Raw genomic sequence first — 17,215 nt, 5'->3', positions numbered from 1 at the left:
TTATAACCAGTTATTGTTCTGATACCAATCTATTGTTTCACTCAAACCTTGCTCAAGCTGATATCGGGGCTTAAAACCAAGATCTTTTTTAATATTTTCAATGTTACAGGCCCAGTTTACGCCTGTGAGTTCGTTAATTTTATCAATGTTCAGTGTAGGCACTTTATTGAAAAGCTTAAATCCTTTTTCCAGCGACCAGGCAAGCCCTTTTAATACACCGAGCGGAAACTTTACTTTCAAGGTTTTTTTAAGGAGCACAGCCTTGGTGTAATCCGCCAGAGAGGAACGACCATATACTTCACCGTCTGAAACGTTATAGGCTTTGCCCGTTACATCTGATTGGAGTGCACTAACCATAATTTCTGCCAGGTCTTTTACATATACAAAACTCAGCTGCTGCTCCCTTTTACCCAGGTAAACCTCAATTCCTCTTTTAATGGCTTTCAGCACAATCAGGATCTCCCTCTCCCGCGGACCATAAACTGCTGTTGGGCGGAAAACAATCAATGGTAAAAGCGGTATATTACTCAGATATGATTCAGCCAGTAACTTACTCTTTCCATAATAGGTAACAGGGTTTGAAGCGCCACTGTCTTCCAGAAGGCTCGCCGAACTGTTTAACGGGCCTAAGGCTGCCAGGCTACTTACAAAAACAAATTTTTCTATCCGGTGTGCGGCCGATGTTGCGGCTATGGCCAGGTTTCGGGTATAGGAAGCATTAAACCGGTTGTACTCTGTCAGGCTTTCTGCTTTTGTAACGCCTGCAGCGTGAATAATGTAATCATACCTGTACTCACTGATATGTGCCGTTAGCGCATATATCGACTCAAAATCCAGCTCAACGAATTTGATGGGGTAATGCTGTAAATGATCAACCTTGCTCGATTGACGCACATTCGCAAACACTTCCATATCAGCAGCAAGGGCCGCCTCAATTAAATGAAAACCTACAAATCCTGTTGCACCTGTAATGAGTACCCGCTTTTTCATATTGCTTTTTCCAGAATTCTGTATTTTCTGTATAATTGACCACCTATATCTTCGATGGGTTTGTTAATCATATCGTTATGATCCAGTGTCCAGCTGGCTTCGGCATATTTCATATTCCGGGCTTTGAAGTGTTTGATAATCCTTCCGTACAAACAGGCTTCGATACCCATTTTACGGTAGCCGTCCACTACGCCGAGCAGCAGAATACGAATCCCGTCTATTTTCTTTTTGTTCAGTAAAAGTTTGAAAAGACCAGTTGGCAATAAACGCCCACGTTTAATCTTGATTAAGATCTGATTGATATCAGGGATAGCCAGGGCGAAACCAACAATCTTACCGTGCTGTTCGGCCAGAATACAAAATTCCGGATCCAATACCATTTTAAGGTCTTTCGCCGTGTAATCAAATTCTTTATCCGTCATGGGTACAAAACCCAGGTTTTTATCCCATGCTTTGTTGTACACTTCGCGTATTGCAGCACTTTCCGCTGCAAAGTTTTTCAGGTTGATGGTTCTCAGGGTAATGTCATTCCGTTTAAGGCGCTCCTCAATTCCCTCCATTAACCTAACTGATCGCTCACTGTAATTTCCGGCAGTATAACGGTAAGCCCTCAAATCCACATTCTTCTTAAAGCCTATAGCCTCCAAAAGGTTAAGGTAATAAGGGGCATTATAAGGCATCATCGCCACCGGAGGTCCGTCGAAACCATCGATCAGTAAACCGCATACCTCGTTGGTAGAAAAGTTTGCAGGACCTAAAACCTTGGTCAGACCTTTTGCCTTTAACCACGCTTGAGCTGCATCGAATAACTGACCTGCAACTTCCTGATCGTTGATGCAATCGAAGAAGCCAAAAAAACCATCAGTTACTTCGTAAGTTTTATTATGGTTAGTGTTGTTGATTGCAGCAATACGGCCAACAATCTCCTTATCGCGGTAGGCTAAAAAAAGTTGTATCTGCGAATGTTCGTAAAACGGATGCTTGCCTGGGCTTAGCAAATCCCGCTGAGCGATAAAGAGCTCAGGAACATAATTCACATCCGCTGCATATAATCCATGAGGAAAATCGATAAAAGCCTTTAAGCCTTTCTTATCGGAAACTTTAACAACTTCTATCATGATTGTACGCCTAAGAGGTCGGCGTTAACGGCTTTAAATGCAAATTTTAATTTCTCTATTGCGGTGTCAATCTGCTCAAAGCTGTGTGTCGCCATGAGCGAAAATCTAATCAGCGATGCATCAGAAGGAACAGCCGGGGATACCACCGGGTTTACAAACACACCTTGCTGCTGCAGAATATTGGTTACCATAAAGGTTTTATCATTATCCCTGATGTAAACCGGAATAATCGGGCTGTTGCTTTCACCGATATCAAAACCAGCCTCAATGAGCTGCTTTTTGGCGTGATTGGTATTTGCCCATAATTTGTCGATGCGCTCAGGTTCTGCTTCAATGATATCCAAGGCTGCAATTACACTGGCAACTGCCGATGGAGGCATACTTGCACTGAACATCAGTGAGCGGGCACGGTGTTTAATAAATTCAATGGTATCGGCATTTCCTGCAATAAACCCGCCAAGTGAAGCCAGCGATTTACTGAAGGTTCCCATAATCAGATCCACTTCATCATTGAGGTTAAAATGGGAAGCGGTACCAGAACCATTGAAACCAATAACACCCAAACTATGCGCATCATCCATCATGATGTTTGCACCATATTCACGGGCAATCTCAGTCATTTCCGTCAGGCTTCCAAATCCCCTTCCATACTGAAGATCCCGTCAGAAACGATTAGCTTAGCCGCATCTTCAGGGAGGCGGCTTAACTTTTTCCTAAGGTCGTCCATATCATTATGGGCATATTTAATAGTACGGGCAAATGCTAAACGGCTTCCATCAATAATAGAAGCGTGGTCGTATTCATCCAGCAGCAGGTAATCATTGCGATCGAGCAAACACGAAATTACGCCCAGGTTAACCTGGAAACCAGTACTGAACAATACCGCAGCCTCTTTACCCACATAATCAGCAAGCCGCTTTTCCAGTTCCAGGTGGATATCGAGCGTTCCATTCAGAAACCTCGATCCGGCACAACCCGTTCCATACTTTTCTATTGCTTCCTGTGCTGCTTTTTTTATTTTTGGATGGTTGGTAAGGCCCAAATACGAATTTGATCCGAACATCAACACTTTGTGGCCATTGATGATTACCTCTGTATCTTGTGCAGATTCAATCGACCTGAAATAAGGATACAAACCCCGCTCCTTAATCAGTGCTGCATCTTTAAAAGATGCGATTCTATCTTGTAATTTTTTACGCATGCTGAACGTTATTGTTCTTCAGTTTAAAAGGTGTTTATCAATTCCTGTTACCCCAAGGAAAAAGCATCACTTGTAAAAAAACCAGACACCTTAATTCCGGTCGTCTAAACCAAGTGATTTGATAACACAATTTTAACGTAGATTTTAAGCCAAAAAAAGGTTTATATGTAGGATATATTGGTCAAAATGTAGTATTGGCAAAATGTGACATTTAAATGAATTGACCAATTGACATTCTGACTTTTATTATAAAAAAGTAAAAAGGTTAAAAACAGCTCTTTACCACACAAAAAAGATACAAAACACTGATTTTTAACTTATTATTAACATATCGGTTTTAATCAAAACATTTAAATCTAATCAGAATTTAGTCATTTTATAAAAAATATCTTGTAATTATGATCTCAGATATTAGATTTGCCGAAGTTGTTTTTAACCAAAACGGCCACCTAGACATCCTCCGTAAATGATATGCCAAATGTTGCACCAAAAGATGCTATTTGTTAAGAAATTATAAAGAAGAACAAATGAATCTACTGCAACACTCCGTTTATAAAATGCCACGACAAGAAAGTTCCTGCGACGAGATCCTATCTTTGAACAATGGCTTGTTAACCAAAGTTTTTACCAACAGCCACCCTCATCCCACTTTTAGAAATCCTGTACGAACAGTTGGCTATGCTCTGCTCCTGATCACCAAAGGCAAGCTGAGCATCAATATCAACTTTGCCGCACAGACCCTGAACCAACGCGAGCTCCTGTTAATTGCACCCAATTCTGTGTACGAGATAGTCGACAATAAAAGCGCCTCTATGATCTGTATTTTCTTTGACAAGAACTACCTGCTAAATCAGGGTGTTTTTTTCAACTATGGAGAAGTGTATAAAATGTCGCATGATAATCCTTCGTTTAAACTCACCTTAACCAAAGAGGATTATACCTTCATTTATTACGATATGCTGGGCCTGCATAAAAAGATGAATGCCCCCCAAAGTATTCCTCAGATGGAGAATATCACGCATAATAGTTTTCTGAAAATTATGTACGATATCTTCCTCGTTTACAACCGGAAAAGACAGTATAGCCCAGTAGTACATGACAGCAAAGCCGATCTAACGAACAGGTTTATCAATCTGGTAGCTGAAAACTTCAAAACCGAGCGTCAGGTCATCTATTATGCAAATGCCTTACGCATTACCGCACGCCACCTATCCCAGGTGGTTAAACAGGTCACCAACAGAACGGCCAGCGTAGTGATTGATGAGATGGTAGTTAGAGAAGCAAAGTTACTGCTTACCAGCCACCAAATGAATATCTCGGAGGTTGCCATTGAACTGAGTTTCTGTAATTCTTCTTTTTTTGGGAAGTACTTCAAAAAGCATACGGGTTTTAGCCCTTCTTCGTACAAGCTATCAAATAAGTTTGCGGTATAATCATCAGTCGTTGGTCTGTAGCTTCTAAAGCTATACTCATCCGGGTTTGACATATACACAGGCATGAATCCCGAATTGTATGCACCTGTAGTTTTCGGGGCAGTGTAACCGCAGTATGCCGGCACCTGTTACTGCATCATCTTGTAATACTTTTAACATTCTGGCATTCAACCTCCTATTATCCTTCATTTTTTGAAAATACATGAAGAAATCATGAATTAATTTAAAATCTTCATAAAGCTCTTGCGCATACGTAACAAAGCTGTTATATTCGAATCATCAAACAAACTAACTAACTAAACATGCGAAAAGGTATTGTAACATATATCGATCCCGTATTTGGGCGAGGCACTATCGAAGATGAGAATGAACAGGATATTACCTTTCATTTGTCTAACAATGAGCATAATCTCCAACTGAACAGTGTGGTCAGTTTTGAAATTGCAATGGGCGCAGACGGACTTATCGCCGGTAATGTTACGCCAATGCGTCATGTGTGTGAGGTATCAAACACCTTTACCGCATTCCACCTCCTTTCCACTCACTAGTTATTTTGTAAATTTCCAATCATCCTGTTAATTTCCACGTCCCATGAAACTTCAGAACCAAAGTTCGTTTTTGTCTCCGCTATTCAGCTATCTGGAACAATTTAATCCCATTAGCGAAAGCTATAAAAAAGCATTTGATGGCCGGGCTTTTGCCATGAATGTTAAAAAAAGCAAATACTTACTATCGCCTATTGATAACAACGAATGCCTTTACTTCATTTGCAGCGGGATTATAAGGGGTTTCATCAAACAGGGTGGAAAGGAAATTACCACCTGGTTTAGCTTTGGAAACGAGCTGATCGGTGCCATCAGACATCCGGATGGTGTATCAACTTATTCACCTGAATTCCTTCAGGCGCTGGAAGACTGTGAGGTAATTTGTATTCCCTATACGCTGATTGATAAATTATACGCAGAATTTCCGGAAGCGAGTGTCATTTCCAGACAGATTCTCGCACTCCAATGCCATACTGCATCTCAAAGGGCATTATTGGCCAGACTTCCATCAGGAATTGACCGGTATCGCCATTTTCTGAATGATAAAAATATGGATATAGAGAAATTACCACTCCGCTGCGTAGCGAGTTACCTGGGCATGAGACAGGAAACTTTATCCAGGATCAGAAACAGAGAGGGGCAACAAATTAATCTGAAGATGAGAAAGGCCATGTGATGAATGATTGATTTTACATCTCAAATCATTATCCATACTTTTGCGCAAAATTTATTACACGCATGCAAGAAAATGACTTTGTTTCCATCTGGCTGGAAGAAACCGGAAACCCTGCTATTGAAGAAATCAACAGATTAAACATTGAACTCGCCGAAAAAACAGCAACACTAATTGAAGCAAAACACCTGTCAGCAAATGATCTGGCGATTTCTCTCGACATTAACCCTGACGAAATACAAAGGTGGCTCAATGGCCGTCACGTATTCAGTTTCAAAGTGCTGGAAAATATTTCCAAAGAGTTAGCGGCTTTTTAACAATATTCCAATTGTTCACTGAGCGGAACAATATGGATTAAAGGTTGTTAACAGGATATGAAGATCCTGCTCACTGGTGCCACTGGCTATATTGGAAAAAGACTGCTTCCTGTGTTATTGGAAATGGGCCATCATGTTACATGCGTGGTACGCGATAAGGGACGACTGGATATTAAGGCATTCAAAGCCGAAATGGTCGACATTGTCGAAGCCGATCTGATGAAGCCTGAGACGCTGCACAACGTGCCAAAAGAAATCGACGCCGCCTATTACCTGGTGCATTCCATGAGTAAAAAAGGCAACTTCAGCGATACCGAATTAAAATCTGCCCGCAATTTTATAGCCTTTCTGGATACTACGAAGGCTGCACAACTCATATACCTTTCCGGAATTATCAACGAAAAAGAGCTAAGCAAGCATCTGGAAAGCAGGAAAGCCGTTGAAAACACTTTAAAAGAAGGCAAAACACCTTTAACCGTTTTACGTGCCGGAATCATCATCGGCTCTGGCAGTGCATCTTTCGAAATCATCCGCGACCTGGTAGAAAAACTCCCGGTCATGGTAGCGCCGAAATGGCTAAAAACCCGGTGTCAGCCTGTGGCAATCCGTAACGTGATTGAGTTTTTAACAGGCGCACTGAACAAGGAAGAGACCTATAACAGGCATTTCGACATCTACGGACCTGATTTATTGAATTACAAACAAATGCTTGAGCAGTTTGCAGAAGTAAGAAAGCTTCGGAGAAAAATCATCATTGTTCCGGTTTTCAGCCCAAAACTTTCTTCCTACTGGCTTTATTTCGTTACCTCCACCTCTTATCCCCTCGCCAAAAACCTGGTCGACAGCATGAAGGTAGATGTTATTCCGGAAAAAAACGATCTGCCAGAATTACTCAATATAGACCTTATTCCTTATAAAAAGGCCATCGCCATGGCCTTTGAAAAAATCGAACAGAACCTGGTGCTTTCCAGCTGGAACGACTCGGGAAATAATCGCATTTTTCAAAAGAGACTCTCCGAACATATTGCCGTTCCGGCCTTTGGCGTTTTAACCGACAAGCAGAAGATGCGGGCTAAACAGCCTGATGAAGCACTGAACCGGATATTCTCTATTGGAGGGAGAAACGGCTGGTATTATGGCAACTGGCTGTGGGAGTTCAGGGGCTTTCTGGATAAACTTTTCGGAGGAGTAGGACTTAAACGCGGCAGGAAAAATGCTGCCGTGGTTTCTCCTGGTGATGCGCTCGATTTCTGGCGTGTGATTCTTTCTTCAAAGGAACAGAAGCGGCTATTGTTGTATGCAGAGATGAAGTTACCGGGCGAGGCCTGGCTCGAATTCCGGATAGATGAAAAGGGCTATGTACACCAAACTGCAACCTTCCGCCCCCTTGGACTGGCGGGCAGGCTGTACTGGATCGCCATGCTGCCCTTTCATTATTTTATATTCAGGGGCATGCTTTCTAAAATTGTGAAATCGCCGAATAAATCAAATTAATGTAATTTAGCATTAACCCATTTTTTTATGACTCGTACCATTACCTTAAAAGCAGTAATCTATTTCATCTTCGCTATTTTTTTTTCCAACGTCACAATCGCTACAGAAACACCAGTATCCAGATTAACCACAAAGATCAGACTTACACAGGGGCAGCTTCAAGGGACCAGCCCCGAACAGGATGTACTCTCATACAAAGGTATACCCTATGCCGCAGCGCCGGTTGGTAATTTGAGATGGAGAGCCCCACAACCTGCACCGAAGTGGGACGGCGTCAGATCTGCTGATAAATTTGGTGCCCGTCCTATACAGGATTCCAATCTACTCTACGAATTCAGATCGGAGGAAGTGAGCGAAGACTGCCTCTTTCTTAACGTATGGACTTCAGCATCCTCGAATCAGGAGCGAAAACCTGTATATATTTATATCCATGGCGGTTCATTTATCCATGGAGACGGCTCGCAGGTGGCTTACGATGGAACCAGCATGGCGAAGCAGGGGATCGTTTACGTATCCATTAATTACCGTCTTGGCGTTTTTGGCTTTATGTCGCACCCCGAACTGAGTAAAGAAACCACCTATGGCGGATCGGGAAATTACGGCCTTATGGATCAGCTGGCTGCAATAAAATGGGTAAGAGAAAACATAGCGGCCTTTGGCGGAGATCCGAATAGAATTACCGTTGGAGGAGAATCTGTTGGCGCCCAGTCGGTAAGCGCGTTGATGGCTTCGCCGCTTTCTAAAGGATTATTTTCAGGTGCGATTGCCGAAAGTGGCTCGCTGCTGGATTCAGAAGCGCTGGTTATTCCCCTTAAAAAATCTGAAGCCATGGGAACAGAAATCTCTGTCCAGGCTAAATCGCCTTCTGTAGCAGATCTTCGTAGCATGAGCGCCATCACATTATTGAAGCTTGTAGAAAAAGGAAATCCACGGCGCTTTAAACCAACAATTGATGGTTATTTTCTTGTCGAACGTCCGGAGGAAACTTTCAGAAAAGGATACCAGGCTAAAATTCCACTACTGATGGGCTGGAATGCCCAAGAAGTACCTGCCCTTGCCCTCTATCGTCTTCGTAAAATGAACGATAAAAACTATAAAAAGGCATTGAAAAAATTCTACGGCGATCACGCAGATGAAGTGCTGGCCCTATACCCGTCAGGAAACAAGGCTGAATTGAAAAAATCATCAGGTGAAATGATGAGTGACCGGCTGATCAATTACAGCAGCTTTAAACTGGCGGAGCTCCATTCCACAAAGCCCAATGTGTCGGTTTACCGCTACCTTTTTGCCCATCCCCATCCCGGACTTAATCCGCGAACCATTCGCGAGGGCAGCTTTCTGCAAATACTGATAAAAAAATTAATTAACAGTGCCATATCCGGAACATCTTTTCATGCTTCTGAAATTGAATATGCCTTGGGTAATCTGGATGTTCAGGACAATTATGCATGGCAAAAAGCCGACTACAGGGTATCTGAACAAATGCAGGGTTATTTTGTGAATTTCATCAAAACCGGAAATCCCAACAGCTCTGTACCTTCTGCAGCAAACGAGGTTGAGTGGCCACGCTATCGTGCTGAAGAGGGCAGAAAGTTCCTTAGAATACAGGAAGCCAGCGTAATTGAAACCGAGCAGCAAACCAAACGGTACGAGTTACTGGATCGCCTGGGTAAAGAAGAATAATGGTTCATTGATCCTAAATTTCATCCACTTTATGATCGTTGCTATTATCTAATACTATCTTTTCGCAAATAACTTTTTCACATAGTCAATCATCGAGGTATTGGGTTTACCAGGGTTTTCTGGTCCGATTAAATAACCATATGGTTTTAATTCGGGATAGCTGTCGCAAATAATCTTGGCCATACCAAGTAACGGAACGGCCAGAATCATTCCGGCTATCCCCCAAACCAGTTCGCCGAGCACGATAGCCATAATGGTAAACAATGGATTGATATTTACTTGTTCACCAACCACTACCGGCTCCAAAATATACGTTTGAATAAACTGTACCAAAAAATAGGTGATCAGTACGCCCACGATCATTTTTGCATCACCACCCTGCGCTACAACTGCAAGTACGGTTAAACCAGTACCCGTTAAATTTCCCACAAATGGAATAATCTCCAGCAACCCACAAAGCACGGCGAAGAAAATTGCACTCTCTACACCTACAATGCTGAAACCAATGCCATACATTACCCACAACATTCCGATCATTGCTGCAAGCCCACTCAGGTATTTTTGCGAAACCTTACCCGCCTGATGGATCACCAGTGAGGTATCTTCATTTTCTTTGCGGGGCACCAGTTTGAGGATAAAGTTTTTAATGTGACGCCTCATGGAGAGAAACAGAAACATGTATACCAAAACCAATATGGTGTTCACTAAAATCCCTACCATCCCCATCGCAAACGAAAGGATCATGCTGCTGGATTTACCTTTCGTATTCTGGTCGATTACTTTCTGCTGTGTATCTTTCTTTATTCCAATCGTCTCGTTGATCCATTGTTTCAGCGACTCCAGCATCCTTACAAGCCGCTGTTCCATCGCGTCCAGATTATCTGCAAAACTTCCCAGCTGTATCGAAAGCAAGCCAATAATCAGACCGACTACCAGCACAAAAAGAAAAATACAAATCAAAGCAGATATATTTCTGCTCAAACCTTTCCGCTCAAAGTAGCTGCACAATCTGATAAAAACCATTGATAGTACCGCAGCCAGAATAACCGGAATTAAAAAAGGTGATGCGAAATAAAGCCCGCCAAATGACAGGACGAACAGCAAAAGCGTATTAACAGATTGTGAAAGTTTTACCATATGATTAGGTAACACGCCTGGATGCCGAATGTTTAATATTGATGGAGTTTTTTTAGGTAGTTTTAATGATCTATCCGATAGAATATTATTTAATCAAAGCCTATTTCCTTTCATTATAAACTCCAAACTCTGCTATTGCCGGTGCTTCTTTGAAATCAGACAGGTTTACCCTGATTTTCTCGCACCAGACCCTTTCAAACCTAAAAATACTTACCTTTCTCTCCCCGGCTGCCTGCGCTTTAAGTGGCGACCATTTTCCATTGGCGAAATATTCGAGACTGTATTTAGCGCCCGACGCGTTACCTGCAGTAATGACAACCATATTGCAAGGCATGGCTTTTTCAAACTTCACTTCATACCAGGGAGCTTTCACCTCCGGATTCGAAGACCAGTTCGACCTGAAACTATCATCGTTGGCAAAATCCATTAAATTCATGTCATCGCTCCAGCTGCTATTGCTCACTACGTGCTTTGCAATATTGCTTGAAATGATTGGTGCCGAAAATGGTGGCAACTTTGACGGATTAGCAGAGCGCTTATAAAGCTTCCCCATTTCTTTCAGCGCGGCAAGTGCATTATCATCAATCAAACCATTTTTATTCGGGGCCACATTTAAGATGAAATTACAATAAGCACCATTATAAGGGATAATGAACTTATTCACCAGCTCATCTACATTTTTAACCGGAGTAGTCGGAAACGATGTTTTCCAGAACCAGTTTTGCTGTAAGGGCAAACAAGCCAATGCCGGCAGTTTGTTGCTTTCTTTTGAGATAAACTGACCTGCGCCCTGTTCATAAGATTTGATATCAGTATAAAAGAGTGCCTCAGTCGGATATTTTGCTGCATTCAAATCCATTACCAGACAATTTGGTTGCAAAGATTTAATGAGGTCATAAATGTCTTCAAATGGAACATCATCATAAGAAATTCTTGACCAGGGTGCATCCCATCCATCGATAATTAGAGCGGTAATTTCACCGTAGTTGGTTAGTAATTCTGTAATCTGATCTTTAATCAGTTTAATATGTGCAGGAGTAATCTGGTTTGGGCGGATGCCATTGTGCGTATCCAGTATGGAATAATATAACATCACTTTCAGTCCGTTTTTACGAAATGCATCTGCATACTCTTTCACCACGTCGCGTTTCAGCGGTGTATTCATCACGTTGTAACTGGTAGTTTTGGTATTCCAGATGGGAAAGCCACTATGGTGTTTGGTAGTTAAACAACCGTAAGTCATATTGGCCGACTTTGCTGCTTTTGCCCACTGATCTGCATCCAGCTTTGGCGATTGAAACAAGGATAGCGAAGCATCGGGATCAGACCAGTCCTGATCCATAAAAGTTGGCATCCCGTAATGGATAAACATTCCAAAACCCAAATTCACAAAATCCTGCTGCAAATCTGTTAGGTTTTTATTACCCACTGTTTGCTGGGCAGCACCACGCTCCCGCGAAATCAGTACTGTAAGAACAAGGTGTATGACTGCTAATTTTCTAATATTCATATTAATTCAATTTGTGTGGTATAAAGACTGTTTTAATAATTTATAATACTCAAAAATACTGCACACCTGTCAACCATTTATCTAATGGAAACCTAATGAAAGCCTAACAGATACCTAACAAGATGAAATTTTGGAATAATAGCACTATTTTTAGGGGTAAATATGAAAGATCGCCTTTATAAATCCATCGTATTGATAAGCTTTCTCATATTGCTTTTTGTTCAGCTGAGATTAACTTATAATACCTATGTACTTCGCGACAGGGATTACCAGATTAAAGATAAAACCTTAATAAATGACGAATATGGCCGCAGCATTCCTGATGATAAGCTTTATCAGGGCGGTGGGAAGATTATAGACAGCATCTTATCCCGAAATATGGCCGGGCTAAAAGCAGCGTATGATGGCGATGGTAAAAACTTTAAAGCGCTGGCGGCAAAGGTAGCCGATACCTTACTCCTTCACCTGAAGGCGGAAAGTTCAATGGATAGTATTTTCAAATCTATTGTTGAAAGGAATGGCTTGGATCCACATCTGCAGTACCTGCTCACCTTCGAATCCTTTGAGATTAACTTCAATAAGAACCAGGGAAACGTTTTCCTTTTTAACCATAAAAGCAATAATGAAACTCTGCTTCCGTCAGCTAATCCCTTTGGTGTAATTATCGATGGAAACCTCGGCTTCCCGAATTTGCAAAACCGGGTAACCAACCTTTCGGTTAGCGGAACATTAATGTACGATTACCGCATTACATTCAATTTGTTTGTCGATGCCCCAGGCAGGCCATTAAAAGTTGCAATGCAAATGTTGCCCACTTTCCTCCTGGTAGCGTTGTGCATTGCAATCATTGTAGCCATCAATTATTACACCTACATTAACTGGATGCGGCAAAAGAAAGAAACCGAGGTGAAATCTGACTTCCTTAACAGCATTAAACATGAATTCAATACGCCGGTTACCACTATTTTAGTGGCCAGTAAAAGTCTGCATGAAGACGAAGTATTAAATGACCGCAACCGTGTAAAAGCATTAGTAAATATTGTAGAGCGCCAGGCCCTGCGTTTGCATTCACACATTAATCAAATGCTGGAGATCTCAGAAATTAGCAACAAAATTAATCTGGAGGAAACTGACCTGAATTATGCCGTACTTACCATTGTAAATGATTTTAAAATTAAGGTTCCTGAACCACATTCCATTACTTTTGATCCGCATCACAGCGAAATTTTATTAATGATTGATCCTTTTATGTTTACCACCATGCTGCAAAACATGCTCGATAATTCATTTAAACACAATCAAAATGCGGTGAAAAACACGTTTATCTTCCTCAGCGAAGAAAGTGATGATTTCGTTCTGCACATTAAAGATAACGGGAAGGGCATTGCAGCGGCTAACATATCTAAACTTTTTGATAAATTTTTTCGGGAAGAAAGGGATAAAACCGTACCTGGATTGGGTTTGGGCCTGTACTACGTTAAGCAATCGGTAGATTTACATGGCTGGCGTATCGACGTAAAATCGGATATTGGACCCGAATTTATGGTCTACATCCCCAAAGCGTCTGTTATCATTAATACAAACTGAAATCAACATGAAATACGATATCGTCATCATCGAAGATGAAGTAGATTTGGGCAATGTAGTTTCAGAATACCTGAAGTTGAGGGGATTCACTGTGCGCTGGTTTCAATCGGCCGCAGACACATTAGCGTATTATCAGCAACATCAACTTGATAATAAGCTGATGATCATTGATATCCAACTCCCTGACATGAATGGTTTTGACCTAAGTACCGAAATTGTAAAGCTAAACCCAAACCAGGCTTTTTTCTTTTTAACCGCGCACAATGAAAAGCATGACCGGATGAGGGGGCTAAAAATTGGCGCCATCGATTATATCTCTAAACCATTTGAAATTGAGGAACTGGTCCTCCGCATCGGGAACATTATTAATAAATTCCCTAACACACCTATGGTTTCAAAAGCTATGGAAAGCGTTGTTACAATCGGCGACATCAGCTATCAGAAAGATCAGTTGTTTGTGCTTTTACCCGATGGCAAAGAAAGATCGTTAACTGTGCGAGAATCTGAGGTGCTCGATCATCTGTCTGCCAACATCAACCAGGTGGTGAAGAAAAAAGACCTGTTGATTGCATTATGGGGCAATGACGATTATTTTAATGGCAAAAGCCTCGAAGTGTTCATCTCCAGGTTAAGGCGACTTTTCAAAGCTTCCGGTCAGGTAAGCATCGAAAATGTTTATGGCCTGGGCTATATCCTGAAGGTGAAGTAAGTCTTAAATACGAACCAGGCACCTCTTTTAGTTAGAAAGTTATTTTCTTTTACGCTAGTTAGGTGATAAGCACCTAATTATTAATTGCTATTGTAAACCAAGTTTAAATAGTGGCTGAGGGCATTTTTGCTTCAAAAAGCAGGTTTAGATGCCTTTAAACTGGGTATTATTTGGTTTTAGCCAAATAAGAACCAAGTGAAACCCAAATTATAACCAAGTAAGAACCCTGTTAATTATTACGCGAGGTTATCTTTCAGTACCTGATTACCCGAGACAAAATTTTGGTTTTATTAAGAAAGAACACCCTCTACCTGGTCGCTAAAAATCGTAAACGTATTAAAAATCAGAATAGTCAGCAGGGTATAGAAATAAGGTTATGTTTTTAGAAACATTATGCTGGTACTGTGGTAAGCCACTGATCTTTTTATACTCCGGGCCGAAAGCCGCCCAGTGTTTTTCTCTATCGGCCTTATTGTTAAAAGTTGTGAGATACATGAGGTTAGGCATTTTGCTGCCGGAAATGACCTGTCCGTAAAACACTGCATTAAAATCCAGCTTCGAAAAAATCTCAACTTCGTAATCATTAAACATCCCTATTTTATTGGCTGAAAGATTTTCTGTAGCGGCTTCGTAACTTCTCAACTCATAAACCCGTTCGTTTTTAGGTGCCGTCAGTTTTGGCAGTGAATACTTCGGCATAGCAGAAAAAGCCTTCAATAAAATAGATTCTATACGGGTATAAGGTGCATCATTATACGAAGCGCCTAAATAAAATTTACCGCTTTCGGCATGTTGTTTATCCTGGCTTATCTTTATATTGATTTTATCCAAATCGGTTAATTTTTTAAGGGGGATAAAAATATAAATCAGCTTTTCTGAGGTATCCTGACTAATCGGTTTAAAAACGCCTACATCTTTTATGCCTGCTCTGTGGAGAGTCGGCAAATAAGCAGTTTTTAGATACGTATCAATCTTATTTTCCTGTGCAGCAGTTTTTAAATGATATACTTTAATTTGATAGTAAAATGCTGGCCTGGCAACAAGAGTGTTGGCTGATAAAACGATCAAAGTAACAGCGGAAAGAATTATTTTAGTGCAAAAAGATTTCACAATATATTGATTTAATTTAAACTCACTATTTGTACCCCCTCGGCCCCACAGGTCTCACCAGAATAAATGAACACACGAGATGTTGAGATTGTTGTTGATTCCAAGATCAAACTTATTATTCTATTCAACCTCTCCCCCGGATATGCCTTCTAAAAACCAGCCAGATTCATAATCGAACGACCTCCGTTCCGTTCCGGATTCATTAACCACTTCGGATGTGAAATCGTGCGCAATTAATTTTTCTGCTTCCAGTACTTGTTTGGCTAAAAGCGCATATTGAGCAAGGTCAAGCCCGTCCTTAATAACGAAAAAAGGAATTCCATTCTCCGTCAGTTTTTCCTCAACTAGTCCTGCTTCAAATTCTTTTCTGATTGCAATCTTATCTGTGGCGCTATTATTATCCTGGTTTATCATAATGCTGATGTAAAAAAATACTGTTTCAATTTTTATGCCTCTTCAGCGGCCTTATAATTTATTTCATTACCTGCAATATCAGAAAGATTGCTGTCTGCTAGTTTTTCTTCAGATAATGTTTTTTCCAGGATGTCTGCTACTTCTGTAAGTCCGAGGGTTGTTGCCAACTGAAAAAGTCCATTATAAGAGGCTATTTCATAATGTTCTACTTTTTGTGAGGCCAGTATGATTCCGGCATCGCGTGTTGCCGTTCCTGGTTCGGTTTCCTCAATTATTCCTTCTCCCTCCTTTGTCAGCCCCTCCATCGCATCACATTTTTTGGCTATGGGTTTCTCTCCAAGAAGCGTAAAGATTTCTTCTATCCTGGTCACGTGATCTTTAGTTTCAACAAGATGAGATTCTATTGCTGCGACAAGTTCAGGTGAGGTTGCTGCAGAAATCATTTTAGGAAGTGATTTGACCAAATGGTTTTCTGCCCAATATAAATCACGAATACCATCCGCGAAAAGTTCCTGAAGTGGTGATGAATCTTCTTTATTCAATTTGGTGCTTAATTTCGGTGCAGTGCCGCTTTCCTCTTTTTTCATGTGGTGTAGTGTTAGGTGTAAGTTTGTAGATAACCTTATAGAAGGATGATTGGTTTTGCTTTTTTACTTTTAAAGTTTAGTATTATTTGCTTTTTACCGATTCGTCAGTTAATTTTAAGTATCAATTGCTGATAAGGTAAATAAGCACCAGGTGCACCCACACTCCTTATAACCTGGCAACAATATCCCAATCACCCTTTTTTGATTAAGATCAATAACTGATTTGCAACTATGTGCTCAAAGATTAGCGTTGATCATTTTTAATGGATTAATTCGTGCCTTACGCTAAACCATGACTGAATTAAACATTTGGTTATGATTAACGCCACCTTATGAATAAATTATATGAGCGTTAAATCTTTTATTGCGGATTACGTTATGTTAGCCTGGCGCGTGCCGCTGGGGTAGCTGCATATATCCCCAAACTGATCACCAAAGATCAATTATGCAAAGTAATTAGGGATGTGTATCGCCGTGGTAAAACGAATATTGGGGAAATTACATAATTTTTTTGCTCATATTCTTTCTGAACCCTAGATAACAAATGGAAAGGATAATAAAGTATGGCAACCCATAAAGGACTCCTGGCCAGACCTCATCCCACATTGCAAATAGTGATAATAATAAAAATATTGCAGGCAAAAGAAAAAAACTAAGCGCACTCCAGAGTGACTTTTTCCGAATGTTTTGATTAAGATTAAAAAAAA

The 17,215-nt window shown here is 41.0% G+C and carries 17 protein-coding genes; 8 read left to right on the top strand and 9 right to left on the bottom strand.

Annotation, left to right across the window (positions count from 1 at the left end):
- The 4 genes from AC570I_RS03270 to AC570I_RS03255 are packed head-to-tail and all read right to left on the bottom strand — an operon-like array spanning nucleotide 1 to nucleotide 3,309.
- The gene (locus tag AC570I_RS03270) at nucleotides 1-990 is read right to left on the bottom strand and encodes an NAD-dependent epimerase/dehydratase family protein (protein WP_497404330.1); all 990 of its coding nucleotides are present in this window, start codon (nucleotides 988-990) and stop codon (nucleotides 1-3) included.
- Nucleotides 987-2,108: a hypothetical protein gene (locus AC570I_RS03265; protein ID WP_497404329.1), complete on the bottom strand. Its 1,122-nt coding sequence runs from the start codon at nucleotides 2,106-2,108 to the stop codon at nucleotides 987-989. Before AC570I_RS03265 ends, AC570I_RS03270 begins: the two co-directional genes overlap by 4 nt.
- Complete coding sequence (locus AC570I_RS03260) at nucleotides 2,105-2,728, bottom strand: aminotransferase class I/II-fold pyridoxal phosphate-dependent enzyme (RefSeq protein WP_497404328.1); 624 nt, start codon at nucleotides 2,726-2,728, stop codon at nucleotides 2,105-2,107. Before AC570I_RS03260 ends, AC570I_RS03265 begins: the two co-directional genes overlap by 4 nt.
- A gap of 5 nt (nucleotides 2,729-2,733) precedes the next feature.
- Nucleotides 2,734-3,309, bottom strand: a complete 576-nt coding sequence (locus AC570I_RS03255; RefSeq protein WP_497404327.1) for an aminotransferase class I/II-fold pyridoxal phosphate-dependent enzyme — start codon at nucleotides 3,307-3,309, stop codon at nucleotides 2,734-2,736.
- Nucleotides 3,310-3,836: 527 nt separating this feature from the next.
- Between AC570I_RS03255 and AC570I_RS03250 the strand changes: the two genes are divergently transcribed.
- The 6 genes from AC570I_RS03250 to AC570I_RS03225 all read left to right on the top strand — a co-directional run bounded on the left by AC570I_RS03250 (nucleotide 3,837) and on the right by AC570I_RS03225 (nucleotide 9,454).
- Entirely contained in the window at nucleotides 3,837-4,742 is a 906-nt protein-coding gene (locus AC570I_RS03250) for a helix-turn-helix domain-containing protein (protein WP_497404326.1), read from the top strand.
- A gap of 302 nt (nucleotides 4,743-5,044) precedes the next feature.
- Nucleotides 5,045-5,290: a S1 domain-containing protein gene (locus tag AC570I_RS03245; RefSeq protein WP_497404325.1), complete on the top strand. Its 246-nt coding sequence runs from the start codon at nucleotides 5,045-5,047 to the stop codon at nucleotides 5,288-5,290.
- 43 nt (nucleotides 5,291-5,333) lie between these two features.
- Nucleotides 5,334-5,963 (top strand): Crp/Fnr family transcriptional regulator, encoded by a 630-nt coding sequence (locus AC570I_RS03240; RefSeq protein WP_497404324.1) that lies wholly within the window; start codon nucleotides 5,334-5,336, stop codon nucleotides 5,961-5,963.
- Between the two features lie 62 nt (nucleotides 5,964-6,025).
- Complete coding sequence (locus AC570I_RS03235; protein WP_497404323.1) at nucleotides 6,026-6,277, top strand: helix-turn-helix domain-containing protein; 252 nt, start codon at nucleotides 6,026-6,028, stop codon at nucleotides 6,275-6,277.
- 57 nt (nucleotides 6,278-6,334) lie between these two features.
- Nucleotides 6,335-7,771 (top strand): SDR family oxidoreductase, encoded by a 1,437-nt coding sequence (locus tag AC570I_RS03230; protein WP_497404322.1) that lies wholly within the window; start codon nucleotides 6,335-6,337, stop codon nucleotides 7,769-7,771.
- Nucleotides 7,772-7,798: 27 nt separating this feature from the next.
- Nucleotides 7,799-9,454 (top strand): carboxylesterase/lipase family protein, encoded by a 1,656-nt coding sequence (locus AC570I_RS03225; protein WP_497404321.1) that lies wholly within the window; start codon nucleotides 7,799-7,801, stop codon nucleotides 9,452-9,454.
- A 54-nt stretch (nucleotides 9,455-9,508) separates the two neighbouring features.
- Here the strand turns inward: AC570I_RS03225 and AC570I_RS03220 are convergent, their stop codons facing one another.
- Together AC570I_RS03220 and AC570I_RS03215 are read right to left on the bottom strand one after the other, a co-directional pair.
- Nucleotides 9,509-10,591, bottom strand: coding sequence for an AI-2E family transporter (locus AC570I_RS03220; protein ID WP_497404320.1), 1,083 nt, complete (start codon nucleotides 10,589-10,591; stop codon nucleotides 9,509-9,511).
- A gap of 100 nt (nucleotides 10,592-10,691) precedes the next feature.
- On the bottom strand, nucleotides 10,692-12,101 hold the full coding sequence (locus tag AC570I_RS03215; protein WP_497404319.1) for an alpha-L-fucosidase: 1,410 nt from the start codon (nucleotides 12,099-12,101) through the stop codon (nucleotides 10,692-10,694).
- A 162-nt stretch (nucleotides 12,102-12,263) separates the two neighbouring features.
- Between AC570I_RS03215 and AC570I_RS03210 the strand changes: the two genes are divergently transcribed.
- Nucleotides 12,264-13,688 carry a sensor histidine kinase gene (locus AC570I_RS03210; protein WP_497404318.1) on the top strand — a complete coding sequence of 475 codons (1,425 nt, stop codon included), beginning with the start codon at nucleotides 12,264-12,266 and terminating at the stop codon, nucleotides 13,686-13,688.
- A gap of 7 nt (nucleotides 13,689-13,695) precedes the next feature.
- A complete protein-coding gene (locus AC570I_RS03205; protein WP_497404317.1) occupies nucleotides 13,696-14,397 on the top strand; it encodes a response regulator transcription factor in 702 nt (233 codons plus the stop codon).
- A gap of 336 nt (nucleotides 14,398-14,733) precedes the next feature.
- On the opposite strand, the gene AC570I_RS03200 is transcribed toward AC570I_RS03205, so the two are convergent.
- The 3 genes from AC570I_RS03200 to AC570I_RS03190 all read right to left on the bottom strand — a co-directional run bounded on the left by AC570I_RS03200 (nucleotide 14,734) and on the right by AC570I_RS03190 (nucleotide 16,508).
- Nucleotides 14,734-15,507 carry an NIPSNAP family protein gene (locus AC570I_RS03200; protein WP_497404316.1) on the bottom strand — a complete coding sequence of 258 codons (774 nt, stop codon included), beginning with the start codon at nucleotides 15,505-15,507 and terminating at the stop codon, nucleotides 14,734-14,736.
- A gap of 120 nt (nucleotides 15,508-15,627) precedes the next feature.
- Nucleotides 15,628-15,921, bottom strand: a complete 294-nt coding sequence (locus AC570I_RS03195) for a hypothetical protein (RefSeq protein ID WP_497404315.1) — start codon at nucleotides 15,919-15,921, stop codon at nucleotides 15,628-15,630.
- Between the two features lie 32 nt (nucleotides 15,922-15,953).
- Nucleotides 15,954-16,508 (bottom strand): YciE/YciF ferroxidase family protein, encoded by a 555-nt coding sequence (locus AC570I_RS03190; RefSeq protein ID WP_497404314.1) that lies wholly within the window; start codon nucleotides 16,506-16,508, stop codon nucleotides 15,954-15,956.
- Nucleotides 16,509-17,215 lie beyond the last annotated feature (707 nt).

Source organism: Pedobacter sp. A2324 (genome assembly GCF_059693705.1).
The sequence above is the reverse complement of the archived record's forward strand: the minus strand, read 5'-3'. Positions and strand labels throughout refer to the sequence as shown.

Coding starts and splice junctions, on each gene's coding strand:
- AC570I_RS03270 (WP_497404330.1), bottom strand. CDS start 990: ATGAAAAAGCGGGTACTCATTACAGGTGCAACAGGATTTGTAGGTTTT.
- AC570I_RS03265 (WP_497404329.1), bottom strand. CDS start 2,108: ATGATAGAAGTTGTTAAAGTTTCCGATAAGAAAGGCTTAAAGGCTTTT.
- AC570I_RS03260 (WP_497404328.1), bottom strand. CDS start 2,728: ATGACTGAGATTGCCCGTGAATATGGTGCAAACATCATGATGGATGAT.
- AC570I_RS03255 (WP_497404327.1), bottom strand. CDS start 3,309: ATGCGTAAAAAATTACAAGATAGAATCGCATCTTTTAAAGATGCAGCA.
- AC570I_RS03250 (WP_497404326.1), top strand. CDS start 3,837: ATGAATCTACTGCAACACTCCGTTTATAAAATGCCACGACAAGAAAGT.
- AC570I_RS03245 (WP_497404325.1), top strand. CDS start 5,045: ATGCGAAAAGGTATTGTAACATATATCGATCCCGTATTTGGGCGAGGC.
- AC570I_RS03240 (WP_497404324.1), top strand. CDS start 5,334: ATGAAACTTCAGAACCAAAGTTCGTTTTTGTCTCCGCTATTCAGCTAT.
- AC570I_RS03235 (WP_497404323.1), top strand. CDS start 6,026: ATGCAAGAAAATGACTTTGTTTCCATCTGGCTGGAAGAAACCGGAAAC.
- AC570I_RS03230 (WP_497404322.1), top strand. CDS start 6,335: ATGAAGATCCTGCTCACTGGTGCCACTGGCTATATTGGAAAAAGACTG.
- AC570I_RS03225 (WP_497404321.1), top strand. CDS start 7,799: ATGACTCGTACCATTACCTTAAAAGCAGTAATCTATTTCATCTTCGCT.
- AC570I_RS03220 (WP_497404320.1), bottom strand. CDS start 10,591: ATGGTAAAACTTTCACAATCTGTTAATACGCTTTTGCTGTTCGTCCTG.
- AC570I_RS03215 (WP_497404319.1), bottom strand. CDS start 12,101: ATGAATATTAGAAAATTAGCAGTCATACACCTTGTTCTTACAGTACTG.
- AC570I_RS03210 (WP_497404318.1), top strand. CDS start 12,264: ATGAAAGATCGCCTTTATAAATCCATCGTATTGATAAGCTTTCTCATA.
- AC570I_RS03205 (WP_497404317.1), top strand. CDS start 13,696: ATGAAATACGATATCGTCATCATCGAAGATGAAGTAGATTTGGGCAAT.
- AC570I_RS03195 (WP_497404315.1), bottom strand. CDS start 15,921: ATGATAAACCAGGATAATAATAGCGCCACAGATAAGATTGCAATCAGA.
- AC570I_RS03190 (WP_497404314.1), bottom strand. CDS start 16,508: ATGAAAAAAGAGGAAAGCGGCACTGCACCGAAATTAAGCACCAAATTG.